Genomic DNA, 23,428 nt, shown 5'->3' with positions numbered 1-23,428 from the left:
ATCGATTGGCCTTTGCTAATTCGCAACGATGTGCTGGTATTTTTGTAGAATTGATGTGAGTTCTGAGCCTCGAATGGGTTTCGGTAAAAACTCATTCATGCCGGCTTCGTGATATTCTATTTGGTCTTGTTTCATTACATTTGCAGTTAAAGCAATAATTGGGATTTCAATTCCTTCACTACGAACAATTCGAGTGGCTTCCACACCATCGACTAATGGCATTGAAACATCCATAAAGACCAAATCAAATTTCTTGTGTCCATGACGAATTGCTTCAAGAGCTTCTTCACCATTATTGACGATGTGAACTTTATGACCTCTTTTCTCTAACATCAATCGAGCAACCATCTGGTTTGTAATGCTGTCTTCGGCCAGTAAAATATTCAAGCATCGGTTTGATGGCGGATATTGTTCAGGTTCATCAACCTCAATCGTCATCAACGGAACCACAATTGGTAAAATCACTTTAAAGCAACTGCCAATACCCAAGGAACTATCAAGTTCAATCTTACCGTTCATTTTAGAAATGAGATGTTTACTGATCGCCAGACCTAAACCTGTACCGCCATACTTACGCGTTATACTACTATCGGCCTGATGAAATGGATGAAACAAATTATTCTGTGCTTGTTTAGCTATACCAATTCCTGTATCTATTACTGAAATTTCAATATTATCTTCGACACGCCGCGCTAGAACTCGAACCGAGCCTGTACTGGTAAACTTGATTGCATTACCAATAAGGTTAAACATGATTTGAGCAATACGATTTTTATCACCACAGATAACACTTGGTACTGTTTGATCTATCTCAGCTTGAAGCAAAATGTTCTTATTACGAGCTTGCTCCGATAATTGATTAACAACCAAATTAATGCAATCTGTAATACTCATCTCACCGTTTGTTAGTTCAAAATTGCCTGACTCAATTTTAGATAAGTCTAAGATATCATTAATAATAGTAAGAAGTAGCTGAGCTGATTGATCCATCTGCTTAACCCACTCCATCTGTTCTTGGCGTAGACCAGAATCGGCTAAAGTATCCATTAAACCTAACACGGCATTTAATGGTGTTCGAATTTCGTGGCTCATCATGGCAAGAAATTGCGACTTCGCACTATTAGCACTTTCAGCTTGTTTTCTTGCTTCTTGGAGAGCAAACAGACGCTTCTTACGAGCCGTGATATTTTTTGATGTACCGCGGTATCCTAAAAAGTGATCATTCTTATCAAAATATGGCGTCCCCGTGAACGTGATCCATAAGCCCCCTTCAGATTCAGGCAACTGCCATTCGAAATCTTCAAAAGGTTCTTGTTGCTCGCATTTCTCTTTTAACTTTTGTTTTAGTTCGGGCTGATCGCGGAAAATATCTAATATGTTGGTCTGATCAATCATATGACCAGCAAGTTGTGGTGACGAAATATAAGTAAAGTTAAACGCAGTATCTATTTCCCAAAACCAATCACCAACCGTTTTTGCAAAGTCTTTAAACCGTTGCTGGCTATGAATTAACTCTTGAGTTCTTGCTGTAACTAACGATTGAAGTCTTTCTCGATAATCAATATCGATGATGGCACGTTCAACTAATGGCCGTAAGCGATCTAACACTCGTCGACATTTTGGTGTGAATTGTCCTTTCTCTGAATGCAAAAAGATAAGCAATGCATCACCAGAACTAACCTTCACCCCTGTCACTAAAGCGGATTTGCAGTATCTTAAATAATCAGGAGGCAGAGATTGAAACTCTTCAACAGCTTCTGGATTAAACAGAGCTACGCTTTCGCCATTAATACAACGACTGAAAGTGCTAAATACTGGCCAAACAGATCCTTCAAACAAATAATTAGTACTAACAAGTTCTTGTATCGGTGCGATTTCATCTTCACGAGTTAAAACAATAGCGTTTTCAAAGAAAATAAACTTGCGAATAACTTCTAGTAAGCTATTAAAAACCTGACGTTTATTGTTAGCTCCTGCCATTGCTGATACGCCAGCAAGAATGGCTTCGTTCTCATCTCTTAATTGTGATTCACGTTCCTGACTTCGAAGTAAATCTAGTATGGTTTCCTGTAATTTTTCGGATTCAAAACTTGGCATACTATCAATCCCTATGGAACAGAACGGCAGAAATCATAAGGTTGCCATGAGCATTTTCACCACCCACAAACTGACCTTGTTCACCAAAAGTAAATGGACAAACAAATGGTGCGTTATGCATGGCAATGTTGACGTATTTAGCCACATCTTTCATGCGATCTTTTACTTTCAGCATACAACCGGCACAGTAAATGGTGATCCCTCCAATAGGATCGAGTCGGTTTGAACGGCTAATATCGTAAGCTGAGTTAATTACGCGACCAGCTCGAGTCACAAGTCGCTCAACTGTACCTTCCATAAAGTAAAGAACTTCACCTTCATTGACTTGGGCAAACAGTTCGATACCTCTTTGCTCAGTAACTCGTAATGGATGCGCTAATTTAAAATATGGCAAATCATGCACAGTTCCTGCAATTCGCCCCAAAGGATTTAAACTACTTTCACTGACAATACTATCGTTAATAGCTAACGTTTTTCCTAACCATTCTTGGTAAACATCCATTGCTGGTCGACCATCCAGTTCGATAACTTCTCGGCCTTCAACTCGCGTAGCAATAGCGGATAACCCAGAACTGGCATACCCAGAGTGAAATGAATAACTTACTTGGCATGAAGGATAAAATACCACTATCCCTACACCTTTTTGAGCTATTTGATGATGGGTAAATAGATTCCATTGACCTGCAACGAGATCATCAGCAGCACTACCACCAATAATGGGAACAGCGCCACCAACTTCACTTTCGATACCGCTGATCACTTCTTCTTCATGACCTGGCGTCGCATGTAATAAGATCAAGGCAGGCAATTCGCCAGGTCTACCACTATTTTCAATGGCTCGAAGTACTGCTTGGCGCGCCATATCCTTTGGACTTTGGTTAGTTGAAACAATCGCTGAGCCATAAGCACCGTAATGATCCGATACTGACCAAAGCGCAATTCCTTGATCTGAGATATACCCTTCGTCAGTCATAATCCCTTGGCATGAGCTACAAGCTAAAATTTGAGCATCTGGATATTCTTCTGATAACGCATTACGTAGCAATACGACATCATAATGTTCTGAAAAGTATGCCAATACCAATTGAGGTTTAAACACTTTCGTTGTTAAAGAATCAATCGCCTCTCGAATGGCTAAATTGGTATCGGAATGAGATGAAAAGCTTGTTGCTATATCCATATGATCATATTTCTTGTCAGCTGATACAGTAATAATAGACATTTTTAGTGTTACAATCAGCTATCAATTTGTGAATTTATGGTTATTTGATTAATGTCTGATAAGTTTTGGTCATTATTTAGTAGTATCGGCAAAAAATTTAGTCATGATAGGGATATAATGACAGGAAAAGTTTATTTAGTAACAGGAGGCGCTAGCGGTATTGGCCGTGGAATTTGTCATTACTTAGCGAAAAAAAACGCGACGGTCATTGCTCTCGATATTAATGAAGATGCAGGGTTTGAGCTTGTATCGCAAGAGCCTAGAATCCGTTTTCGTCAAGCGGATGTGACTTCAGAATCTGATATTCAAACCGTTATAACCGATATTGAAAAAAATTTTGGTCGTTTAGATGGCTTAGTCAATAATGCTGCCATTTCTGATCCATACAATGCCCCACTTAGTGAATTAGCTATGGCTGACTGGCAACGTGTGTTAAATGTGAACTTAACTGCACCGCTATATATTAGCCAGCAATGCTTACCATTACTCAAACAATCACACGGATCTATTATCCATTTAAGTTCGACCCGTGCATCCCAATCAGAACCCAATACCGAAGCTTACAGTGCGACAAAAGGCGCTATTGTTGCACTAACACACTCTATGGCAATGAGTCTAGGGCCTGATATTCGCGTAAACTGTATTTCTCCAGGTTGGATTAATGCCAGTCATTCTGAATTAAGAGAGATTGATCATCAGCAACACCCCGTCGGTCGAGTTGGCGTGGTCGATGATATTGCAGCAATGGTGAGTTTTTTGTTAAGTGAAGAATCAGGATTCATTACAGGTCAAAACTTCACTATTGATGGTGGTATGACGAAAAAGATGATCTATAGCGAATAACTCATTTCTTCTATTTTGTCCCTCTGTATTTCTCGAAGCACAATCTAGAGTGTTCGCCACTAAAATCAAATATAAAAAAGGCTTGAAGAAAATAGTATTCTCAAGCCTTTTTTTGTAGCGATATTAGCAACTAAGATATTATTTTTTCACGGTAAAGTTAGCTGTTATATTAGAACTACCTTCAGTTATCTTAATCGCCCAAACCATAGTCTCGTGCTTACAGGCAGGAACAGTAAAACTCCCTACCCATTTGTCCTCTTTTTGCTCGAAAATAACAGGGATAATGCCCATATTCATTGAAACACCTTCAACAATGGCAGTAGGTTTTGCTGACATATTATCAATGACAACGGTCAGTGGCGCTTCTGCTTTGGGTTGCTTTTGTGACAGCGTAACTAAAACACCTGAAGCATCTTTATCAAATAAGCACGGCTCTACGGTTAAATCACACTCTTTGGCTAATTCGCTTTTCTGTTCATGAGTTTCATAACTTACAGTACGCCATGTAAATGCTGCGATCAGTACCGTCATTAAAACTAAAATCTGAATTAAACGCCCTTTTGTTAATTTCTCTGCTGCCATTATTTTAACTCTCTTCCCATGTTACATGCTTCAAAGTTTTCATATAAATGTTGCTTAAAAGTAAACAATAGTTGAACTGAGTTCTGTCAATAAATTGTTAATTATCGTATCATTTACCAGGAAAATGTCACTATTACAAACAAATAGCAATATTTCCAAAAAGCATAATTGTGTATTTTTTGTAAATTATTCGCTTGATGTAAAGGTGATATTTTACGTTAACTTGTTGTACACACAAGGACATATGTGTAGAAAATTTAATAGTGGAAGTATGCAACATGAGCCAAATAAAACAGCTTGAGCAGAATTACAACTATACAGTGGTGCGCCAATTTACTATCGCCACGATTCTTTGGGGAATTGTGGGTATGGGTGTTGGCGTTTTAATTGCTGCGCAGTTAGTATGGCCTGCTCTAAACTTTGATACACCTTGGCTAACCTATAGCCGTCTTCGCCCATTACATACCAATGCCGTTATCTTTGCTTTTGGTACGTGTGCCCTTTTTGCCACCTCATATTATGTTGTTCAAAGAACCTGTCAGACCAATCTATTTGGTGGCAAGCTAGCCGCATTTACCTTTTGGGGGTGGCAAGCAATCATCGTTGCCGCTGCGATTTCTCTTCCTATGGGATGGACATCAGGTAAGGAATACGCAGAACTAGAATGGCCGATCGATATCGCGATTGCTATTGTATGGGTAACCTATGCCGTCGTCTTTTTCGGAACGATAGCAAAACGAAATACCACTCACATTTATGTTGCGAACTGGTTCTTCGGCGCATTTATTTTAACGGTTGCGGTACTCCATATTGTCAACAGTTTAGCCATTCCAGTTTCTATGACAAAGTCCTATTCCATTTATGCCGGGGCTGTCGATGCAATGGTTCAATGGTGGTATGGACATAATGCCGTTGGTTTTCTGTTAACCGCAGGATTTCTAGGCATGATGTACTATTTTGTACCTAAGCAAGCGGGTCGTCCGATCTATTCTTATCGTCTTTCTATTGTTCACTTTTGGGCGCTTATCTCTCTTTATATTTGGGCGGGTCCCCACCACTTGCATTACACCGCGCTGCCTGATTGGACTCAATCTCTTGGCATGGTGATGTCTCTGATTCTATTCGCACCATCATGGGGCGGTATGATCAACGGAATTATGACGTTATCAGGAGCATGGCATAAGCTTAGAACCGATCCGATCCTTCGCTTTTTAGTTGTGTCATTGTCGTTTTATGGCATGTCGACATTCGAAGGTCCTATGATGTCAATTAAGACAGTAAACGCCCTGTCCCACTATACCGATTGGACAATAGGACATGTTCACTCAGGTGCTTTAGGCTGGGTTGCCATGATATCCATTGGTGCCGTATACCATTTATTACCTAAGCTCTTTGGTCAAGAACGAATGTATTCGATTAAGTTGATCAACGTACATTTTTGGTTAGCAACGGTAGGAACTGTTTTATATATCGTAGCGATGTGGATATCCGGCGTGATGCAAGGCCTAATGTGGCGTGCTGTAAATACAGATGGCACCTTAACTTATAGCTTTGTTGAATCATTACAAGCCTCCTATCCTTTCTATTTTATTCGCTTTGTTGGCGGTGCAATTTTTTTAAGCGGCATGTTCTTAATGGCCTATAACGCTTACAAAACAATCTATGCACCTAAAGCAAGTCTAAAAGCAATTGAAGAGCAACCGGCATAAGGAGATACACCATGGCTAAAAATCGTCATGAAATTGTAGAAAAAAATGTCGGCTTGCTAGCAATACTGATTATCGTCGGCATTAGTTTTGGTGCTCTGGTGGAAATTACCCCATTGATGTACCAAAAACAAACCACAGAACCTGTTCAAGATTTACAGCCATACACCGCGCTACAAATGGAAGGACGAGATGTCTATATCCGTGAAGGTTGTAATGTTTGTCACAGTCAAATGATTCGACCATTCCGCTCAGAAACAGAGCGCTATGGCCATTACTCAGTAGCTGGAGAAAGTGTCTGGGAACACCCTTTTTTATGGGGTTCAAAACGTACAGGACCTGATTTAGCTCGTGTTGGCGGTCGATATTCTGATGAATGGCATTATGTTCATTTGATGGATCCAAGAGCTGTCGTACCTGAATCAAATATGCCCGCCTTTCCATGGCTCGCGGAAAACCAACTTGATGGACAGTTAACCGCAAAAAAACTGACTATTTTCAAAGACCAGTTTGGCGTGCCATATACTGACCAAGATATTCAAAATGCGCCAGAAGCAGTAAAAGGTAAAACCGAAATGGATGCATTAATTGCTTATCTTCAATCTCTTGGTCATGCAATGAAATAAAGGAGGTCAAATGGATATTGGTATTGTTCACAGCATTTGGACCGTATTTCTCTTTGTCTCTTTTATTGCCATTGTTATCTGGGCTTACAGTAAAAGACAAAAACAACGTTTTGAAGAAGCTGCAAATCTTGTATTCATGGATGAAGAATCAGAGGTTTCAGCGGGTGAAAATGACAGGAGAAAGTCATGACCACATTTTGGAGTTTATGGATAACCATCATCACGCTTGGAACCATCGCAGGTGTAGCTGCTATTTTATATTGGTGCGCTAAAGATAAGATGGGCGTTGAAGAAGGTGACGATATGGGACACGAGTACGATGGTATTCGTGAGCTCAACAACCCTTTGCCTAAATGGTGGCTTTACATGTTTATTGCCACAATCTTATTTGGTTTACTCTACCTTGCTCTCTACCCTGGTTTGGGTAATTTCAAAGGACTCTTGGGTTGGCAAAGTTCAGATCAAACGGTCACATCCGTGTCTGACTCAAAGCAATCCATGGAGTTAGCAAAACAAAATAAGGCGATTAACCAATATGTGAGAGAATTAACTCAAGCCGACTCTTTTTTTGGTGAAACATTTAAAACATTAGCTTATAGCCCTGATGGTCAGCAACTCTTACCTATCAGTCAAATCGCTCAAAATCAAGATGCGCTTAAAGTTGGCCAGCGACTCTTCTTACAAAATTGTGCTCAATGCCATGGCTCTGACGCAAGAGGACAAGCCGGATTTCCTAACCTTGCAGATCATGCTTGGCTATATGGTGGAGAGGCTCAAGCTATTAAGACAACCATAATGCAAGGCCGACAAGGTGTAATGCCCGCTTGGAGTGATAGCTTAGGTGTTGAGGGGTTACAAGAAGTGACCAGCTATGTATTAAGTTTATCTGGACGTAAAGTGAATGCAAAAGAAGCCGCTGCCGGTAAGCAACGCTTTGTTGTCTGTGCCGCGTGTCATGGTACCGATGGTAAAGGTAACCCTGCTTTTGGTGCTCCTGATCTTACTGATAATATTTGGCTTTATGGCGGCTCTCGACAAGCGGTACAAGATACTATTGCTTATGGTCGTCAAGGTGTGATGCCTGCATGGGGAGATATTCTTGGTGAAGATAAAGTACAGTTAATCTCATCTTATGTTTGGAGCTTAACCAATAACGATGATGACGATAGTAATAAATAAATCATAGGAAGAAAGCATTTGCGGGTCATCCCCGGCCCGCAAACAACACCAATCAAAGTCACCGACTGATCTTAGTTTGGTAAAAAGGAATAATTATGACAAAGCCTTGGTATAAGCAGTTTTGGCCTTGGTTCGTGTTTGCCATTCCCGCAATATCGATCATTTCTAGCTTAACTGCCGTATATATATTCTCTCAAAACAGTGTCGACTTAGTGGCTGAAGATTACTACAAAAAAGGGAAAGCCATTAACCTTGATTTAACGCGTTTACATCAAGCCCAAGCACTCAATGTTAAAGCAGAACTGTCTCTAAATCATAATGACGTTCAAATTCAACTCGATAAAGGTCAATTAACCCAATACCCAACCTTGCGCGTTACATTCTCTCATCGTACGCTGGCTGATAAAGATTTTCAGCAGATGTTAAGCCCCAATTTAAGTGGCAAATATGTGATGCAAATACCTCAATCGATTGATGGTCCATGGTTTATTGAGATAGAGCCCTTTAATGATGATTGGATGTTACAAGGACGAGTAAACATGCCAATATCAGATCCGATTTGGTTGTACGGAAAGGTTAAGGAATGACGACATTTAATTATGATGATACACACTGCTACCATTGTGGAGAAGATATTCCGCCACATTCACACTTTCAAGTCGATATCTTAGGTTCCTCTAGGGCGATGTGCTGTCCCGGTTGTGAGGCTGTTGCAACCACCATAGTACAAAGTGGCCTCTCTTCTTATTATGAGTTCCGAACGGAGCCTGCCGATAAAGCTGAACTTGTACCTGAAGAATTACAAGCCCTCACGCTTTATGATAACCATGATATTCAACAAGACTTTGTTCATCAGAAAGACGAATTCAAAGAAGCCTTATTGTCGATCGAAGGCGTCTCATGTGCTGCTTGTGCTTGGCTAATCGAACGACAAGTCCACAAACTTCCCGGCGTCAAATCAGTTAAAGTAAATACAACAACTCATAGAGCATTATTGTGTTGGGATGAGAATCAAATCAAGCTCAGTGAAATTCTAACCCCAATTCATCAACTGGGTTACAAAGCGGCACCATTTGAAGCGGATGCACACGAACAGCAATATCATCGTGCAATGAAACAATATCTGTATCGCCTGGGGATTGCAGGGATTGCGACCATGCAAGTTATGATGTTGGCATTTGCACTTTATTTTGAAGTATTTGGCGACCTATCACCTGAGTTTAAACAGTATTTTCGCTGGGTCAGTTTGATCTTTTCGACTCCCGTTTTACTTTATTCTGCTCTACCTTTTTACCTCAATGCTTGGCGAAACCTAAAAGCTCGTAAACTAGGTATGGATGTGCCCGTTTCCATTGCCCTATTATTTGCTTATTTTGCCAGTTTATACGCTACTGTGATGGAAACGGGAGAAGTCTTTTTCGAATCCATTGCCATGTTTACCTTTTTTCTTCTCTTGGGCCGTTTTCTTGAAATGCGAGCGAGAAGACAAGCCGCAGCTGCCAGTGCCAATCTATTAAAATTAATACCAGCTATGGCTCGGTTAGCGTCGGGAGAACAAGTTGCCGCGAAAAAGCTTAAAAAAGGTGACGTTGTCACTGTACTGGCAGGAGAAAGAATTCCAACTGATGGCAACATTGTTTCTGGTAAAAGTACTGTCAATGAATCAATGTTAACTGGCGAGTCAAAGCCAATAACCAAAGAGCTAGGTGCTGCTGTTTTTGCAGGCACCATCAATGGTGAAGGCATTCTAAAAGTTAAAGTTGAGAACGAAAAAAATGAGTCATTAATCTCGCAAATTGTTCGACTACAAGATGAAGCACAGCAGTCGAAACCACAGATAGCTATCGTTGCAGATGTTGTCGCCCGTTACTTTGTTGCCGCGATCTTAACCATCGCTGCTTTTACTTGGCTTTACTGGCATTTTAATCAACCTAATGATGCGCTTTGGATCACCTTAGCCGTTCTGGTTGCAACTTGTCCTTGCGCCTTATCTCTGGCAACACCAACAGCATTAACATGTTCAACCTCTGCTTTAAGTCGCCTTGGCATTTTATTGCGTCGTGAACATGTCTTAGAAACCCTTTGTAACGTCAATCGTTTGATTATCGATAAAACAGGTACCCTAACTGAGGGTAATATTCAGATCACTGAGACCCACCTCTTTACTGAACGCTATTCAATGGAGCAAATACAAGCTTATGCCACGGGTCTAGAGTTTTACTCATCCCATCCAATCGCTAAAGCTTTTCAGCAAGAAGATAACCAACAAAAGATTCAATTTGATTCAGTAGAAAATCATGTTGGCTTTGGATTACAAGGACATCTTGGCAACGATATTTGGCGTATTGGCAAATATGCTTATATAACTGAGCTTAATAATCATTATAACTCCACTAGATCGGCGCAATGTTTTACCAATATCCAACACTACCCAGTTTGGCTATCTGTAAATGGTGTACCTATTGCTGCTTTTTCTTTATCTGATCCTATTCGCCCTTCAAGTTTTGAGTTGATAGAGCATTTTCATAACCATGGTATAAAAGTCACAATGTTAACAGGTGATCATTCAGACAACGCTCAGTCTGTGGCACAAACTCTAAATATTGATGAATTGATCTCCAATCAAACTCCGCAAGGGAAATTAAACTATTTAAAGTCCTTACCAAAATCAGACATTAGTTTGATGGTTGGCGATGGAGTGAACGACGCGCCGGTGCTTGCTGGGGCTCATCTCTCTTTAGCTATGGGAGGAGGAACCGATATTGCTAAATCATCAGCTGATATGGTGCTATTGGGCGATAATTTACAACGGCTTCTTGATGCGCGAGCATTAGCGCAAAAAACACAGAACATTATCAAACAAAATCTTGCTTGGGCATTAGGTTATAATCTGATCATACTTCCACTGGCTGTTTGTGGTTATGTTGCACCTTATATAGCAGTTATAGGAATGTCTGCGAGTTCGCTTATCGTTGTATCAAATTCTTTAAGGTTATTAAAATAAATGGCAAGTCTTTACATATTAATACCGATAGCCATCATCTTTGTCATTATTGCTGTGGCGATATTTCTCTGGGCGGTAAAAAGCGATCAATACGATGATTTAGAACGCCAAGGGTCGAATATTCTGTTTGAAGAAGACGATGAAACAACTTCTAACAATAAAAAAGCGTGCCATCGGGATAACAAAAACAAGGACTGTTAATAGTGGAATTAGATTTTATTGCTGCCTTTATGATTGGATTGTTAGGCTCTAGCCACTGCATTGGTATGTGTGGCGGTATGGGGGCTGCCATCACTCTTAGTATCGATAAAACCGACCATCAACGCCGCTATCTTTATCTACTATCATACAATTTTGGCCGCATAGCCTCTTACTGTTTATTAGGTGGTGTTATTGGAGCATTAGTAACAGGCGTAACAAGCTTTGGTAGCAGTAATAGTATGCTCATCACTTTACGGCTATGTGCCAGTATGATGATGATTTTACTCGCATGTTATATAGGCGGTTGGTGGTTTGGTCTTACTTTCTTGGAAAAACAAGGACAAAAAATTTGGCGTTATATCGCACCAATAGCAGGTCGTTTACTACCCTTAAAATCACCTATTTATGCATTACCTTTAGGATTTTTATGGGGATGGCTTCCATGTGGACTGGTTTATTCTGCACTCACATGGGCGGCCGTTTCGGGAAGTGCCTTAAACGGTTCGAGTATAATGCTAGCCTTTGGTTTAGGAACATTACCTGCATTACTTCTGGTTGGTTTCATGGCTGATACCGTAAAATCCATTTTAAAAAATCGCTACATTAAACACGCAAGTGCCCTACTTTTGTTGTTTTACGGTATACAAACTGGTTACATTGCAATCAAACAATTGATGTAAGGATTTTTAATACTCGTCATAATGATTCATAATGTGTTAAAATATTGACCTACATCAAATTGGTTAGACAGGCTTATGATTTCAGACAAACTTACACCCAAGAGAATTCAGTCAGGCGGATGTGCGATCCACTGTCAGGATTGTAGTATCAGTCAGTTGTGTATTCCATTCACACTGAATGAGTCTGAGTTAGATCAATTGGATCAGATCATCGAACGCAAAAAGCCTATTCAGAAGGGTCAAGAGCTGTTTAAAGCTGGTGACGAACTGAAATCACTTTATGCTATTCGTTCTGGTACTATCAAAAGTTACACCATCACAGAACAAGGTGATGAACAGATTACCGCTTTCCACTTGGCCGGAGATCTGGTTGGCTTTGATGCTATCAATGAAATGCAACACCCTAGTTTTGCTCAATCTTTAGAGACTTCTATGGTGTGTGAAATTCCTTTTGAAATTTTAGATGATCTGTCTGGCAAAATGCCAAAGCTGCGTCAGCAAATTATGCGCTTAATGAGTAGCGAAATTAAAGGCGACCAAGAGATGATCCTTCTGCTTTCGAAAAAGAATGCAGAAGAACGTTTAGCTGCATTTTTATATAATTTATCACTACGATTCTCTCAGCGTGGTTTTTCACCTCGTGAATTTCGTCTAACTATGACTCGTGGTGATATTGGTAACTACCTAGGTTTAACGGTTGAAACCATCAGCCGTCTATTAGGTCGTTTCCAGAAATCAGGTATGCTCAGCGTTAAAGGTAAATACATTACCATCTTAGATCATGAAGAAATGGCGCGACTAGCTGGTGTAAGCAAAAACAACAACATCTAACTTAGATACCCTGTTATTTTGCAAAAAGAAGTGATATGACCTTTGCGTTATATCACTTTTTTTGTATCTAATGGATAGAAATACTCCCTTTATGCTCAGTGTTAGAGTAAAGTGATGATAAAGGAATAATGTTAATAACTTGATTTCTAACATCATATTTAGGTCGCGACACTCAAAAACTCGACTATATTTAATGTAGTGAAGCGCCTGCAGATTACACAAGGCAACTTACAATCTGTATTAGTGTTACCAGAACTATGGATTGTTTAAGGGGGCATTATGAAAAAGTACAAAAATATTCTTGTGGTAGCCGATCCTAATCAGGACTACCAACCAGCGCTTGTTCGCGCCGCTTATCTTGCTAAGCATTCTGAAAATGCAAAGATTACCCTATTTCTTGCCATTTATGACTTCTCTTATGAGATGACCTCAATGTTATCTGCCGATGAGCGTATTGCTATGCGTCGTGGTGTTGTCATGCAACGAGAAGAGTGGCTAAAAGAGATCATTGAGCCATATAAAAGTGACTCTTATGAGATCACAATTTCTGTTGTTTGGCATAATCGCCCATACGAAGCTGTGATTGCAGAAGTCTTTAGTCAAGACATTGAGCTGTTAATTAAAGCAACCCACAATCACGATACACTTGGCTCTGTAATTTTCACTCCAACTGATTGGCATCTTCTTCGTAAATGTCCTTGCCCTGTTCTTCTAGTAAAAGATCAGGAATGGCAACCAAATGGAAAAGTGCTCGCTTGTGTAAATCTTGCTGCTGATAATGAAACCCATGAAGAACTCAATGATAATATTATTGATGAAGCAAATCGTTTTGCCCATGTGCTTGAAGCAGAAGTCAATTTAGTTAACGCTTACCCATCAACACCAGTTAACATTACCATTGAACTACCAGAGTTTGATCCTGCGTCATACACAGATGCGGTTCGTGGTCATCACCTAACATCAATGAAAGCACTACGCCAGAAATACGGAATTGATGAAGCCCAAACTCATGTTTTAGAAGGATTACCGGAAGATATCATTCCACGTGTTGCTGAAGACCTTGGTGTTGAAATGGTAGTACTTGGAACAACCGGACGTACGGGCTTATCTGCCGTATTTATTGGTAATACAGCAGAACACACAATCGATCGATTAAACTGTGACTTATTAGCATTAAAACCAACAGGTTATATCAGTCCATTAGCACCAAATATTGAATAGGTTCAATATAACTCAGCCATATTAAAAAACGCCGCAGTTAGTGCGGCGTTCCTTTATAAGCTGAATTTTACCCGCTTAAAATCAATCTATCACAGCAGGCAATACCGTTGCTGCAGCATCGACAGCATCCTGTTCACTTTTAATGCCAGTTACCCACTTAGCAAATTTTGTTGCGTAGTATTCGTTGTATTTTTTGTCGCAATACTTTCGGCTCAGTTTTCGTTTATTCCACTCAGAAGCTAAAGCGACTTTGGTTTGCGTTGTTGCACGACCATAGAGATAAGTTTCACAGATCTCTGCATTGGACATATATTGAGGATATTTTGCGACTGTACCACCACCTAATCCCAATTGAGTTGCTTGTTTAGAGCTACACCCTATTAAGGATAGAGCGATACAAGTAGATAATAGTACGCTTTTAAGTGACACAACAATTCCCTATTCGATTTTATGAAGCGAGATGATAATTCTAACATAGAAAAATCACCTAACTTATCGATTAAACATTTCTCTTTAGTAAATCAATCATAAGCTCGCAAAAATAAGCACAATTGATAAGCATCATTTGCATGTCATAGACAGTAAACGAGATCAAATTAACGTTATCTGCGGTTTTTATTTCGTTTTTTTCATAAGAATATACGACTAACTGCAAAACACACTGGAATTACTGGCTGAAATACATAAAATACCCGCCATACTTTTTGCATGTATGCCGTTTATCACAAGCGGATATACCCGCAACGGGATGCTTGGCACCCTTTTACAGATAAAGAGTTTAATAATGAGCGATCAAAACGAGCTAACTAAAGCTCAACAGTACAACTTTAACAAACTGCAGAAGAAGTTACGCCGTAATGTAGGTAATGCAATCATCGACTTCAATATGATTGAAGATGGCGATCGTATTATGGTGTGTTTATCTGGTGGTAAAGACAGTTATGCGATGCTTGATATTCTTCGCAGCCTTCAGCGTAGCGCGCCAGTTAAATTTGAACTGATTGCTGTAAACCTTGACCAAAAGCAACCAGGCTTCCCAGATCACATCTTACCTGAATATCTTGATACTCTTGGTGTTGAATACAAGATTGTTAATGAAGATACTTACTCTATTGTTAAAGAGAAGATCCCTGAAGGCAAAACGACTTGTTCACTTTGTTCTCGCCTACGCCGTGGTATTTTATACCGCACAGCCAAAGAGATTGGTGCAACTAAAATTGCTCTAGGTCACCACCGTGATGACATGTTAGAGACCTTATTCTTAAATATGTTCTATGGCGGTAAACTAAAAAGTATGCCACCAAAGCTAGTATCTGATAATGGCGAGCATGTGGTTATTCGCCCATTAGCATACTGTCGTGAAAAAGACATCGAACGTTTTGCTGAACTAAAAGAGTTCCCGATCATTCCATGCAATCTATGTGGCTCACAACCTAACCTACAACGTCAGGTTATTAAAGACATGCTACGTGATTGGGATCGTCGCTACCCAGGTCGTATTGAGACCATGTTTACAGCACTACAAAATGTGGTACCTTCACACCTTGCTGACTTCAATCTATTTGATTTTAAATCAGTAACTAAAGAATCTGGTACGATTGATGGTGGTGATATTGCTTTTGATAAGCAAGAGATCCCAACGTCACCTGTAAGCTCAGACGACGTAAACGAATTCGACCCAGGTGAAACTCTGAACGTCGTTCAAGTGCAGTAATCGCGGTAAAGTTACCATAACTTGAAAGCCATCGACTTATTCGGTGGCTTTTTTATTTTCTCATCTCAACATTAAGATTTGAGCGTTATTTACTATTTAATAAGAACTTACCACAAACAGTTACCACTGAATCCCGCTCAAGAAAGTAATGCATCCACTATAGTTTAAACTAAGTCACAATACAGGATGCAGAATCATGAAACTGCGTAGTATCCCTTTCGCTTTAATTCTAATCGGTCTCTTTTATTCATCCTCGGTCAATGCTATTGCTCTTACCGACAGTAAATATACTGATATTGCGGGAAGTTTAGACCCCGCTTTAAAACAAACGGTCACTTCTCATTTAAATGAATTAGCTTCAACCGAAAGCTATAACTCAGTTGGGCTTGTGATTGGTAACGGTTACTGTTCAGGTACTTGGTTGGGCAGCGATAATAGTCATAGCTATATCTTAACAGCAGCGCACTGTCTTGCAGGGTCAACAAGTAATGAATACACAGGTCAGACGGTTTCCTTCAAACTACAGGATGGTACGTTAATAGCATCAGGAATTGCGACCAACTATTTTCATGATTACTTAAACTGCGGTTCAGATATCGCGGTAGCAAAAATCCCTAAGGTTGTCGATCCTTTAGATTCGACAGGTAACGTGATTCCCCAACCTTTTATCAACACAACTCTCGATGGGAATGAACTACACAGCGGTGTGAATTTTACAGGTTTTGGCGTTTTTGGTACGCGATCTCTTGGTCAGCTCGATTGGATTGGAAAGCGCCACGGTAAAGGTAATTTTATTGGCTTCTACTCAAACTGTTTGATCAATCGAGCAGTAGAAAATACCGATTCCTGGGCTTTTGCATCTCCTGGCGATAGCGGTTCTGCAAGTTGGCAAGAACGAAAAGGACACCCTGTTGCGGTAGGTATTGCTTCATGGTGGTTTGGTTGGTATTGGGGCTACTCTGGTCATGCAGCTATAGGCCCTCATGGTGATTGGCTTAAGAGCGTAGTACCTGTACTGAAAACGGTCGATGATATCCCTGATGAGCCAGTAGAGACGCAATTTGTGTTAACTGAAAAAGAACCACTTCTAACTGACAATATTGAAAAAGATATTCGAGGTTCGGCTTACTATGTTAAAGGCGCAAATATTGTTGATGGTCCTACTCGTTATATCTGGCGTTATCCAAGAGCAACCACCTCATTTTCGGTCAACCTCACTCACCAAGAATCCAATGTTAGCTATAAAGTTTGGTTACAAGGTCAACGTAAGACTTACTGTGGCTGGGGAAAAGTCAATAACAGTGCTTGGTGTTATCCACGACCAGATCTTGGTCAACTCAAACTGACATTTGATCAAAAAGATAATCCATCCTTGCCTATAGGTACTTACACCGGAGACTTTAGTTTTATCGCTCTTAGTCTCTATAACCGTCAGTTCCAACAAGAGGTTCCAATTCAAGCAAATATCGTTATTGACCAAGAACTGCCTGCCGACGGTGAAATTACAGAGTCAACCCCTTATCTTGGTGAGCGATTGGATAAAGAGACTTATGGTACGGTTTATTATTTAGCTAAAGAGATGATTGGCGTACCTCGTCCTATTTGGAGTGGTCGCCGCGGGATCTACAAACGAATTCACATTGAACTGCAAAATACCGAAACAGGTGCAATAGAGCGTGTTGCTTTACGGGGCGAGCGAAATCTTGGTTGTGGTTGGTCAACCATGAATAATGCGGCTTATTGCTGGCGTAAAGGCCCTAATTATGGTGAGTTACGCATCAGTTACGTTGCTGATGATAATCTTGATTTACCTATAGGAGCTTATTCCGGGGTTTTAAATGTCAGCGCCAAAGGGCTACATAATAGAAGTTTTCAACGTCAATTACTGCTTAATATCAATATTGTAAAAACGGAGTAAGTTATGTCCCGTTCTCTTGTACTGACCATCTTATTTATTCTATTGGCGCTGTTTATTGGTTACCTTTTTCTTGTACCAGATGAACATAAACAGGTACAAGAGTTACAACCGAAACAAATCAAAGTGCCATTAGAGCGTTTTAGTGAAGATGATTTAGATCGAGTTATTGATCCTCCGAGTAATTTTCACCAACTACAACAAGTGACGGATACGATCGATCAACAGCTGTCCGATATTTACGTGGAAGAGCCTAGTTTTGAACAATTAGAGCAATTTGGTACGGCAGAAAACCATCAAACATCGACACTCCCTCAATCTATAACCATCATTGATCAACCGCTTTGGCACTTTCACCCTCAACTAAAAAAAGCCGTCGTGTCTGAACAGCAAATCACAGAACTGCCCGATGAAAACTATCTTGAATTGGATAATAACTTATTGGATGCCCTAACGGTTGGTGATCAGTTGGACTTAACATTACCAGGTGGAGAGGCTCAAACAGTAATTATTACTAATGTCAGTCAACCTCGAAGTGATCTTAAAATTGTAAAACTAGCCAATCAACAAGGTCGAAATATTGGAAATATCACTCAGTTTAACAACACCACAGAGGGTCAGATTCGATCGGATGATAATCAAGAGTATCATCTTAGAACAACCAAGCAACGAGGATGGATTGCAAGCAAAGAAGCCCTATCTCAAGTTAACGATCCCGCAGTTAAAAACAATAGTGACCCTTTTACTGATTTAATCCAATAACGGTTATTGGTCTATAAGAGATTGAGAGTTAGAACTAAACCCCTAGATATTAAAAAGCCGCCAGTATGTTCATTACTCGCGGCCTTTTGATTATATTACTTCAAGTGTTCGAGCTTATTTAAAACTCCTTGTTAGTTAAACAAGCCATACACAAACTTTTTCACCATATCGATGATCTTGCTAAAGAAACTACCTTCGTTAACCGTTTCAAGAGCAACAAGCGGTTGTGAGGCAACATCTTTACCATCAACCGAGTAAATGACTTTACCCACTTGTTGGCCTTTTTCGATCGGAGCTTCTAACTGCCCTGTCATTTCAACGCTTGCTGTCATTTTCTTAACATCATTGCGTGACAGTGTCACATAGCTAGTTTCAGCAACGCCAAGCTTAACTTGCTCTTTGTCACCCATCCAAATGCGTTCAGTCATGATTTCATCACCCGCTTTGTGCGGCGATACCGTATCAAAGAAGCGGAAACCATAATTCAACAGTTGCTTGCTTTCTGCTTGGCGGATTTTAGGGCTTTTTGTTCCCATAACCACAGCAATTAAACGCATGTCACCTTCTGTTGCTGAACTTGCTAAACTGTAGCCTGCTCCACTTGTATAACCTGTCTTCATACCATCAACATTCATACTAGAGTCGTGCAGTAGACCATTACGGTTACGTTGGGTAATGTTGTTATAAGTAAATGACTTTTCACTATATAACGGATAAATATCAGGTAAATCACGAATGAGAGCTTGACCTAATAGCGCAATATCATAAGGCGTACTGTAAAGGTCATCATGATCAAGGCCGTGAGCATTCGCAAAACGGCTATTGTTCATATTCAGCTTTTTCGCCCATGAGTTCATCAAACCAACAAAGGCATCTTGAGAACCGGCAACATGCTCAGCAATAGCGACACTCGCATCATTACCAGACTGAATAATCAAGCCTCGAAACAAATCCATCATAGGTACTTCAGCACCCACTTCGATGAACATTTTCGATGAGTCATGGAAGTTACGAGCCCATGCATTACGGCTAATAACAACCACATCATCTTTTGAGATATTGCCCTGCTTCATCTCTTGACCTGCGACGTAACTTGTCATCAACTTGGTCAAACTTGCAGGGTTTAGTTTTTCGTTAGCATTATGTTCAACTAACACGCGGCCAGTGTGATAGTCCATCAACACATAACCTTTTGCACTTAACGACGGTGCATCAGGAATCACCGATGGTGCAGCAAAGCTAGAAAAAGACAGTGAACACAATACTGATGCACTCACTGCTGAAATCAATTTAGAGGTTTTCTTCATCTTAACGCGATGTCCCTTTGGTAAATCATCAATCCAATCTGCAGGCTTATATATCCATAGCAATAGATAAATATAAATATGCAGACTGGTTGTGCCAGTATATCTTAGGAATTAAAGAAAACGTGTGAGCTACACACGGTCTTACGAAATGATAATTTTTGTTACATTTTTAGTGAAATTTTAGCGATCGATATCACAAATTTACTGTTGTAACAGCATGAAATCCTGAGCAAAAAACACACAACAGATACAATTATCTACAGCGTTTGATTGTCAACATCGAACAATGTGATTTATCCTAGCTACGTTGACTAACTAAAATCGGGATCAAAACAGATGAGTTACTATAAAAAACTAGAACAACATGCACGAAAACTCTCTCGACTTAATCATTTAAGTGCGATCTGCGGTTGGGATCAGGCGGCAATGATGCCATCTGGTGGTAATACGGCACGTTCAGAAGCACTGGCCGAACTTGCGGTTATGAAACATGACCTAGCAACAGCTGAATACCTTGCAAATTGGTATGAACTAGCAGAAAAAGAAGAATTAAGTCATGACGATAAAGTCAGCCTTAATGAAATGAAACGCCAATGGCAACAATATACTGCCTTACCTGCTGATCTAGTGGAAGCTCAATCTTTAGCGGGTTCTCAATGTGAACATGCTTGGCGAACTCAACGCGCTAACAATGATTGGGATGGTTTTAAAGCTAATCTAGAAAAAGTCGTCGAACTTTCTCGTAAAGAAGCCGTTGAGCGCGCAAAAATCACAGGAACAAGTAAGTACAACGCTCTAGTTGACTTATATGAGCCAGGAATGACGACAGAGACCTTAGACGCTATCTTTAGCGAGGTTAAAACTTGGCTTCCAGAGTTAATTCAAAAGGTTCAAGCAAAGCAAGCACAAGAAAATATTCAGATCCCTCAAGGCCCATTTCCAATAGAGCAACAAAAAACACTCAGTATTAAAGCAATGGAGATCTTGAATTTCGATTTTAACCATGGTCGTATTGATATCAGTACTCACCCATTTTGTGGTGGCGTGCCTACCGATGTACGTATTACGACCCGTTACGATGAAACCGATTTTTCTTCTGCTTTAATGGGTGTCATTCATGAAACTGGCCATGCTCGATACGAACAAGGCTTACCTCAAACATGGCGTGACCTACCTGTGGGTGAAGCCCGTTCTATGGGAATTCATGAATCACAATCACTGTTTTTTGAAATGCAGTTATCTCGTAGCACAGCGTTTATGGCATGGTTAGCACCTGAAATTCAGAATGTGTTTAACCGTGCAGATGATGCTTCCCTTTCGGCAGAAAACCTAGGCAAGTTAACGACTCGTGTTAAACCAGGCTTTATTCGTGTCGACGCAGATGAAGTCACTTATCCAGCTCACGTCATTTTACGTTACGAAATAGAGCGCGATTTAATTGAAGGTAATATTGAAGTTGCTGATATCCCTGCGCTTTGGCAGCAAAAGATGGCGCAGTACTTAGGCTTAGATACGACCGATAATTTTAAAGATGGCTGTATGCAAGATATCCACTGGACAGATGGCAGCTTTGGTTACTTCCCATCTTATACTTTAGGTGCCATGTATGCTGCACAATTTATGGCTGCTATTAAACGTGAAATGGATGTTGATGCACTTATAGAAAAACACGACCTTAGTCCGATATTTAATTGGCTAGAAACCAACATCTGGAGTAAAGCCTCAACCCTTTCTACTGATGAACTTGTTCGTCAAGCAACCGGAGAAAGTCTGAATCCTCGCTACTTTAAAGAGCATTTAGAAAGTCGTTATTTGTAATCACATTAAGATATACGTCACAATTAGCTTACAATTAAAGTAACATTTAGTATCATTTTTGGAGCTCTAGTCACAGATTATTGCTCCAAAAAACTTATACTAATTAGGACGATAAATGTATACCTACAGAGCTAGGTATCACCCTGATGTATACAAGGAAAAATTAATGACATACAAAGCAAGTGATCTGAACTATCGTGGCGAAAACTGTGGCGTTCACAACTGGATTACCGATCAGGGTCAATCATTTTATTGGCACCCAGATTGGCTTCATATTGCAGAAGATGAGACAGGCCTTCATGGTAAAGAAGAAATTGCGCTTCCAACAGGAGAACACGCATCTAAAGAGCATGCGGTTACAGCGATTCTTCGTAAATTAAATACTTGGGCAGTTGATCACTTTGAGAAACACCCAGATTTAGAGCAAGAAGCAAAGAAAGCTGAAGAAGAATTGAAAAAATCTGACAAGTAATTTGCTAATAGACAAATATTAAGGGTGCATATTTCTGCGCCCTTTTCTTAACTTACACTCCCAAATTTTCAACTGTATTAACTTCTGCAATTTGCTCGCCATTCCAGATCATTTCAACAAGATAGCTTTGAACAACATCCGTAATAGGCTTTGGGGTAAATATCGCCCAACATAGCGCATCTTCAGCACGCACGGATGGATATTCTATTGCCTGAAAACCTTCTTTTTTTACTTTGCGAGCTAATTGTTGTGCTGCGGCATAACAATCTGGGTTGAGAATAGCGGAATCGTCACCACACACATGATATATAGGGGCTGATTGATGAGAGATAAGTAAACCTCGGAATAAAAATCGATCGTACTCTAACCCTTCAATATTTTGCCAATACTGTTGCTGGTGGAATCTCACTTCAAGTGCCGCAGTATGCGCATTATCAGCCACATACAATGCACCAAATAATCCATCATTAAATCGACCACCCTTTGGATTGATATGGGTAAAAGGTGCAACAGCATAACTTCGACCACGCAGACAATTAAATGGGATCTCGGCAGGGTCAATTAAACAAATATCACCAACCTCATCTCGTAATCTAGGATTAGTAAGAGCTTGAATGGCATATAGCATCTCAAATTCTTCAGGGCTCGCGACATCATCAAATAAAGCAATCGGTGGATACTTAGTATTAATCAATCGATGACCTTTGTATTCTATTTTTACCCCCACAAGCCACCTCGTAATGCATCAACTCGACGAGCAACCTCATACAAATCACCAAATTTACCCGACTCAATGATCTCTAAAGGTGTCCTGCCTGCAAAGAAATCATTATGGTTTTTCATTGTCATAAAGCCATAAATGTTTGCAGGATTACTAAAGACAATTCGCAAAGCTTGATGAATATTAAGGAGATAGCTTACTCGCTCAAGTTGGTCATCACTAAGCTTTGTGGTTTCTGGATTGGCCTTAAATTTATGGTATGACGATTTAGAGAGTTTTAAAATATTTTGACTCTGCTGCGCCGTACATCCCCACGATGATAAAATATTATCAGCCGCTTTAAACCCTGCCATCGAAAGTGCTTTGGGATCAAATCCCGTTTCTTTTGCTAAATTCATAATTAATCCTCAAGTGGACTTTAAATTAAATTTAATCCATTTTGAGACTTTTGTAAAATAATACTCCAGAAACAACAAAGCCTCACCACACTGCTATCCTAACAAAAGAAACAATGCGATGAGGCTCAT

The 23,428-nt window shown here is 40.1% G+C and carries 23 protein-coding genes; 16 read left to right on the top strand and 7 right to left on the bottom strand.

The genetic code is table 11. The features are described from left to right. Window positions 1-15 precede the first annotated feature (15 nt). Both WAX86_RS07590 and WAX86_RS07585 read right to left on the bottom strand, forming a co-directional pair. On the bottom strand, window positions 16-2,097 hold the full coding sequence (locus tag WAX86_RS07590) for an ATP-binding protein (RefSeq protein ID WP_341488558.1): 2,082 nt from the start codon (window positions 2,095-2,097) through the stop codon (window positions 16-18). Window positions 2,098-2,101: 4 nt separating this feature from the next. Continuing rightward, entirely contained in the window at window positions 2,102-3,277 is a 1,176-nt protein-coding gene (locus tag WAX86_RS07585; RefSeq protein WP_005299419.1) for an FIST signal transduction protein, read from the bottom strand. Between the two features lie 159 nt (window positions 3,278-3,436). Here WAX86_RS07585 and WAX86_RS07580 point away from each other — a divergent pair, with 159 nt between their 5' ends. Continuing rightward, a complete protein-coding gene (locus tag WAX86_RS07580; RefSeq protein WP_238087220.1) occupies window positions 3,437-4,162 on the top strand; it encodes an SDR family oxidoreductase in 726 nt (241 codons plus the stop codon). 138 nt (window positions 4,163-4,300) lie between these two features. On the opposite strand, the gene WAX86_RS07575 is transcribed toward WAX86_RS07580, so the two are convergent. Next, window positions 4,301-4,744 (bottom strand): hypothetical protein, encoded by a 444-nt coding sequence (locus tag WAX86_RS07575; protein ID WP_065172040.1) that lies wholly within the window; start codon window positions 4,742-4,744, stop codon window positions 4,301-4,303. A 278-nt stretch (window positions 4,745-5,022) separates the two neighbouring features. Here WAX86_RS07575 and ccoN point away from each other — a divergent pair, with 278 nt between their 5' ends. From ccoN to uspE, 10 genes are all read left to right on the top strand, one after another. Further along, window positions 5,023-6,453, top strand: a complete 1,431-nt coding sequence (gene ccoN / locus WAX86_RS07570) for a cytochrome-c oxidase, cbb3-type subunit I (protein WP_068969343.1) — start codon at window positions 5,023-5,025, stop codon at window positions 6,451-6,453. An 11-nt stretch (window positions 6,454-6,464) separates the two neighbouring features. Continuing rightward, entirely contained in the window at window positions 6,465-7,076 is a 612-nt protein-coding gene (ccoO, locus tag WAX86_RS07565) for a cytochrome-c oxidase, cbb3-type subunit II (protein WP_005299428.1), read from the top strand. A 10-nt stretch (window positions 7,077-7,086) separates the two neighbouring features. Beyond that, window positions 7,087-7,266 carry a CcoQ/FixQ family Cbb3-type cytochrome c oxidase assembly chaperone gene (locus WAX86_RS07560; protein ID WP_065172041.1) on the top strand — a complete coding sequence of 60 codons (180 nt, stop codon included), beginning with the start codon at window positions 7,087-7,089 and terminating at the stop codon, window positions 7,264-7,266. Then, on the top strand, window positions 7,263-8,255 hold the full coding sequence (gene ccoP, locus WAX86_RS07555) for a cytochrome-c oxidase, cbb3-type subunit III (RefSeq protein WP_341488557.1): 993 nt from the start codon (window positions 7,263-7,265) through the stop codon (window positions 8,253-8,255). Before WAX86_RS07560 ends, ccoP begins: the two co-directional genes overlap by 4 nt. 95 nt (window positions 8,256-8,350) lie before the next feature. Beyond that, the gene (locus WAX86_RS07550; RefSeq protein ID WP_036763893.1) at window positions 8,351-8,842 is read left to right on the top strand and encodes a FixH family protein; all 492 of its coding nucleotides are present in this window, start codon (window positions 8,351-8,353) and stop codon (window positions 8,840-8,842) included. Further along, entirely contained in the window at window positions 8,839-11,259 is a 2,421-nt protein-coding gene (locus tag WAX86_RS07545) for a heavy metal translocating P-type ATPase (RefSeq protein ID WP_341488556.1), read from the top strand. The genes WAX86_RS07550 and WAX86_RS07545 overlap by 4 nt, the downstream gene beginning before the upstream one ends. Further along, complete coding sequence (gene ccoS / locus WAX86_RS07540; RefSeq protein ID WP_065172045.1) at window positions 11,260-11,460, top strand: cbb3-type cytochrome oxidase assembly protein CcoS; 201 nt, start codon at window positions 11,260-11,262, stop codon at window positions 11,458-11,460. 2 nt (window positions 11,461-11,462) lie between these two features. Next, window positions 11,463-12,140 (top strand): sulfite exporter TauE/SafE family protein, encoded by a 678-nt coding sequence (locus WAX86_RS07535; protein ID WP_341488555.1) that lies wholly within the window; start codon window positions 11,463-11,465, stop codon window positions 12,138-12,140. A 75-nt stretch (window positions 12,141-12,215) separates the two neighbouring features. Then, a complete protein-coding gene (locus WAX86_RS07530) occupies window positions 12,216-12,971 on the top strand; it encodes an FNR family transcription factor (RefSeq protein WP_036763897.1) in 756 nt (251 codons plus the stop codon). Between the two features lie 279 nt (window positions 12,972-13,250). Further along, window positions 13,251-14,192, top strand: a complete 942-nt coding sequence (uspE, locus tag WAX86_RS07525; protein ID WP_044175599.1) for a universal stress protein UspE — start codon at window positions 13,251-13,253, stop codon at window positions 14,190-14,192. An 81-nt stretch (window positions 14,193-14,273) separates the two neighbouring features. On the opposite strand, the gene WAX86_RS07520 is transcribed toward uspE, so the two are convergent. Next, window positions 14,274-14,621 (bottom strand): hypothetical protein, encoded by a 348-nt coding sequence (locus WAX86_RS07520; protein ID WP_044175596.1) that lies wholly within the window; start codon window positions 14,619-14,621, stop codon window positions 14,274-14,276. 355 nt (window positions 14,622-14,976) lie between these two features. Between WAX86_RS07520 and ttcA the strand changes: the two genes are divergently transcribed. The 3 genes from ttcA (at window position 14,977) to WAX86_RS07505 (ending at window position 18,583) form a co-directional block, all read left to right on the top strand. Next, on the top strand, window positions 14,977-15,906 hold the full coding sequence (gene ttcA / locus WAX86_RS07515) for a tRNA 2-thiocytidine(32) synthetase TtcA (protein ID WP_065172047.1): 930 nt from the start codon (window positions 14,977-14,979) through the stop codon (window positions 15,904-15,906). A gap of 196 nt (window positions 15,907-16,102) precedes the next feature. After that, window positions 16,103-17,824 (top strand): trypsin-like serine protease, encoded by a 1,722-nt coding sequence (locus tag WAX86_RS07510; RefSeq protein WP_341488554.1) that lies wholly within the window; start codon window positions 16,103-16,105, stop codon window positions 17,822-17,824. A 3-nt stretch (window positions 17,825-17,827) separates the two neighbouring features. Next, window positions 17,828-18,583 (top strand): hypothetical protein, encoded by a 756-nt coding sequence (locus WAX86_RS07505; protein ID WP_341488553.1) that lies wholly within the window; start codon window positions 17,828-17,830, stop codon window positions 18,581-18,583. 131 nt (window positions 18,584-18,714) lie between these two features. Here the strand turns inward: WAX86_RS07505 and WAX86_RS07500 are convergent, their stop codons facing one another. Further along, entirely contained in the window at window positions 18,715-19,890 is a 1,176-nt protein-coding gene (locus WAX86_RS07500; protein ID WP_109375025.1) for a D-alanyl-D-alanine carboxypeptidase family protein, read from the bottom strand. A gap of 336 nt (window positions 19,891-20,226) precedes the next feature. On the opposite strand from WAX86_RS07500, the gene WAX86_RS07495 reads away from it, so the two are divergent. Both WAX86_RS07495 and WAX86_RS07490 read left to right on the top strand, forming a co-directional pair. Further along, a complete protein-coding gene (locus tag WAX86_RS07495; RefSeq protein WP_341488552.1) occupies window positions 20,227-21,708 on the top strand; it encodes a carboxypeptidase M32 in 1,482 nt (493 codons plus the stop codon). 166 nt (window positions 21,709-21,874) lie between these two features. Next, window positions 21,875-22,180, top strand: coding sequence for a hypothetical protein (locus WAX86_RS07490; RefSeq protein WP_065172052.1), 306 nt, complete (start codon window positions 21,875-21,877; stop codon window positions 22,178-22,180). Window positions 22,181-22,232: 52 nt separating this feature from the next. Here the strand turns inward: WAX86_RS07490 and WAX86_RS07485 are convergent, their stop codons facing one another. Both WAX86_RS07485 and WAX86_RS07480 read right to left on the bottom strand, forming a co-directional pair. Next, complete coding sequence (locus tag WAX86_RS07485; protein WP_341488551.1) at window positions 22,233-22,907, bottom strand: RES family NAD+ phosphorylase; 675 nt, start codon at window positions 22,905-22,907, stop codon at window positions 22,233-22,235. Then, window positions 22,898-23,299: an MbcA/ParS/Xre antitoxin family protein gene (locus WAX86_RS07480; RefSeq protein WP_036763907.1), complete on the bottom strand. Its 402-nt coding sequence runs from the start codon at window positions 23,297-23,299 to the stop codon at window positions 22,898-22,900. The genes WAX86_RS07485 and WAX86_RS07480 overlap by 10 nt, the downstream gene beginning before the upstream one ends. Window positions 23,300-23,428: the final 129 nt, after the last annotated feature.

Source organism: Photobacterium damselae subsp. damselae, assembly GCF_038086725.1.
Taxonomy (GTDB): domain Bacteria; phylum Pseudomonadota; class Gammaproteobacteria; order Enterobacterales; family Vibrionaceae; genus Photobacterium; species Photobacterium damselae.
This window is presented reverse-complemented; position numbering and strand designations above follow the sequence as displayed.

What these genes read in the sequence shown, in the direction of transcription:
- WAX86_RS07590 (WP_341488558.1), bottom strand. Translation starts at nt 2,097, where the DNA reads ATGCCAAGTTTTGAATCCGAAAAATTACAGGAAACCATACTAGATTTA.
- WAX86_RS07585 (WP_005299419.1), bottom strand. Translation starts at nt 3,277, where the DNA reads ATGGATATAGCAACAAGCTTTTCATCTCATTCCGATACCAATTTAGCC.
- WAX86_RS07580 (WP_238087220.1), top strand. Translation starts at nt 3,437, where the DNA reads ATGACAGGAAAAGTTTATTTAGTAACAGGAGGCGCTAGCGGTATTGGC.
- WAX86_RS07575 (WP_065172040.1), bottom strand. Translation starts at nt 4,744, where the DNA reads ATGGCAGCAGAGAAATTAACAAAAGGGCGTTTAATTCAGATTTTAGTT.
- ccoN (WP_068969343.1), top strand. Translation starts at nt 5,023, where the DNA reads ATGAGCCAAATAAAACAGCTTGAGCAGAATTACAACTATACAGTGGTG.
- ccoO (WP_005299428.1), top strand. Translation starts at nt 6,465, where the DNA reads ATGGCTAAAAATCGTCATGAAATTGTAGAAAAAAATGTCGGCTTGCTA.
- WAX86_RS07560 (WP_065172041.1), top strand. Translation starts at nt 7,087, where the DNA reads ATGGATATTGGTATTGTTCACAGCATTTGGACCGTATTTCTCTTTGTC.
- ccoP (WP_341488557.1), top strand. Translation starts at nt 7,263, where the DNA reads ATGACCACATTTTGGAGTTTATGGATAACCATCATCACGCTTGGAACC.
- WAX86_RS07550 (WP_036763893.1), top strand. Translation starts at nt 8,351, where the DNA reads ATGACAAAGCCTTGGTATAAGCAGTTTTGGCCTTGGTTCGTGTTTGCC.
- WAX86_RS07545 (WP_341488556.1), top strand. Translation starts at nt 8,839, where the DNA reads ATGACGACATTTAATTATGATGATACACACTGCTACCATTGTGGAGAA.
- ccoS (WP_065172045.1), top strand. Translation starts at nt 11,260, where the DNA reads ATGGCAAGTCTTTACATATTAATACCGATAGCCATCATCTTTGTCATT.
- WAX86_RS07530 (WP_036763897.1), top strand. Translation starts at nt 12,216, where the DNA reads ATGATTTCAGACAAACTTACACCCAAGAGAATTCAGTCAGGCGGATGT.
- uspE (WP_044175599.1), top strand. Translation starts at nt 13,251, where the DNA reads ATGAAAAAGTACAAAAATATTCTTGTGGTAGCCGATCCTAATCAGGAC.
- ttcA (WP_065172047.1), top strand. Translation starts at nt 14,977, where the DNA reads ATGAGCGATCAAAACGAGCTAACTAAAGCTCAACAGTACAACTTTAAC.
- WAX86_RS07510 (WP_341488554.1), top strand. Translation starts at nt 16,103, where the DNA reads ATGAAACTGCGTAGTATCCCTTTCGCTTTAATTCTAATCGGTCTCTTT.
- WAX86_RS07505 (WP_341488553.1), top strand. Translation starts at nt 17,828, where the DNA reads ATGTCCCGTTCTCTTGTACTGACCATCTTATTTATTCTATTGGCGCTG.
- WAX86_RS07500 (WP_109375025.1), bottom strand. Translation starts at nt 19,890, where the DNA reads ATGAAGAAAACCTCTAAATTGATTTCAGCAGTGAGTGCATCAGTATTG.
- WAX86_RS07495 (WP_341488552.1), top strand. Translation starts at nt 20,227, where the DNA reads ATGAGTTACTATAAAAAACTAGAACAACATGCACGAAAACTCTCTCGA.
- WAX86_RS07490 (WP_065172052.1), top strand. Translation starts at nt 21,875, where the DNA reads ATGACATACAAAGCAAGTGATCTGAACTATCGTGGCGAAAACTGTGGC.
- WAX86_RS07480 (WP_036763907.1), bottom strand. Translation starts at nt 23,299, where the DNA reads ATGAATTTAGCAAAAGAAACGGGATTTGATCCCAAAGCACTTTCGATG.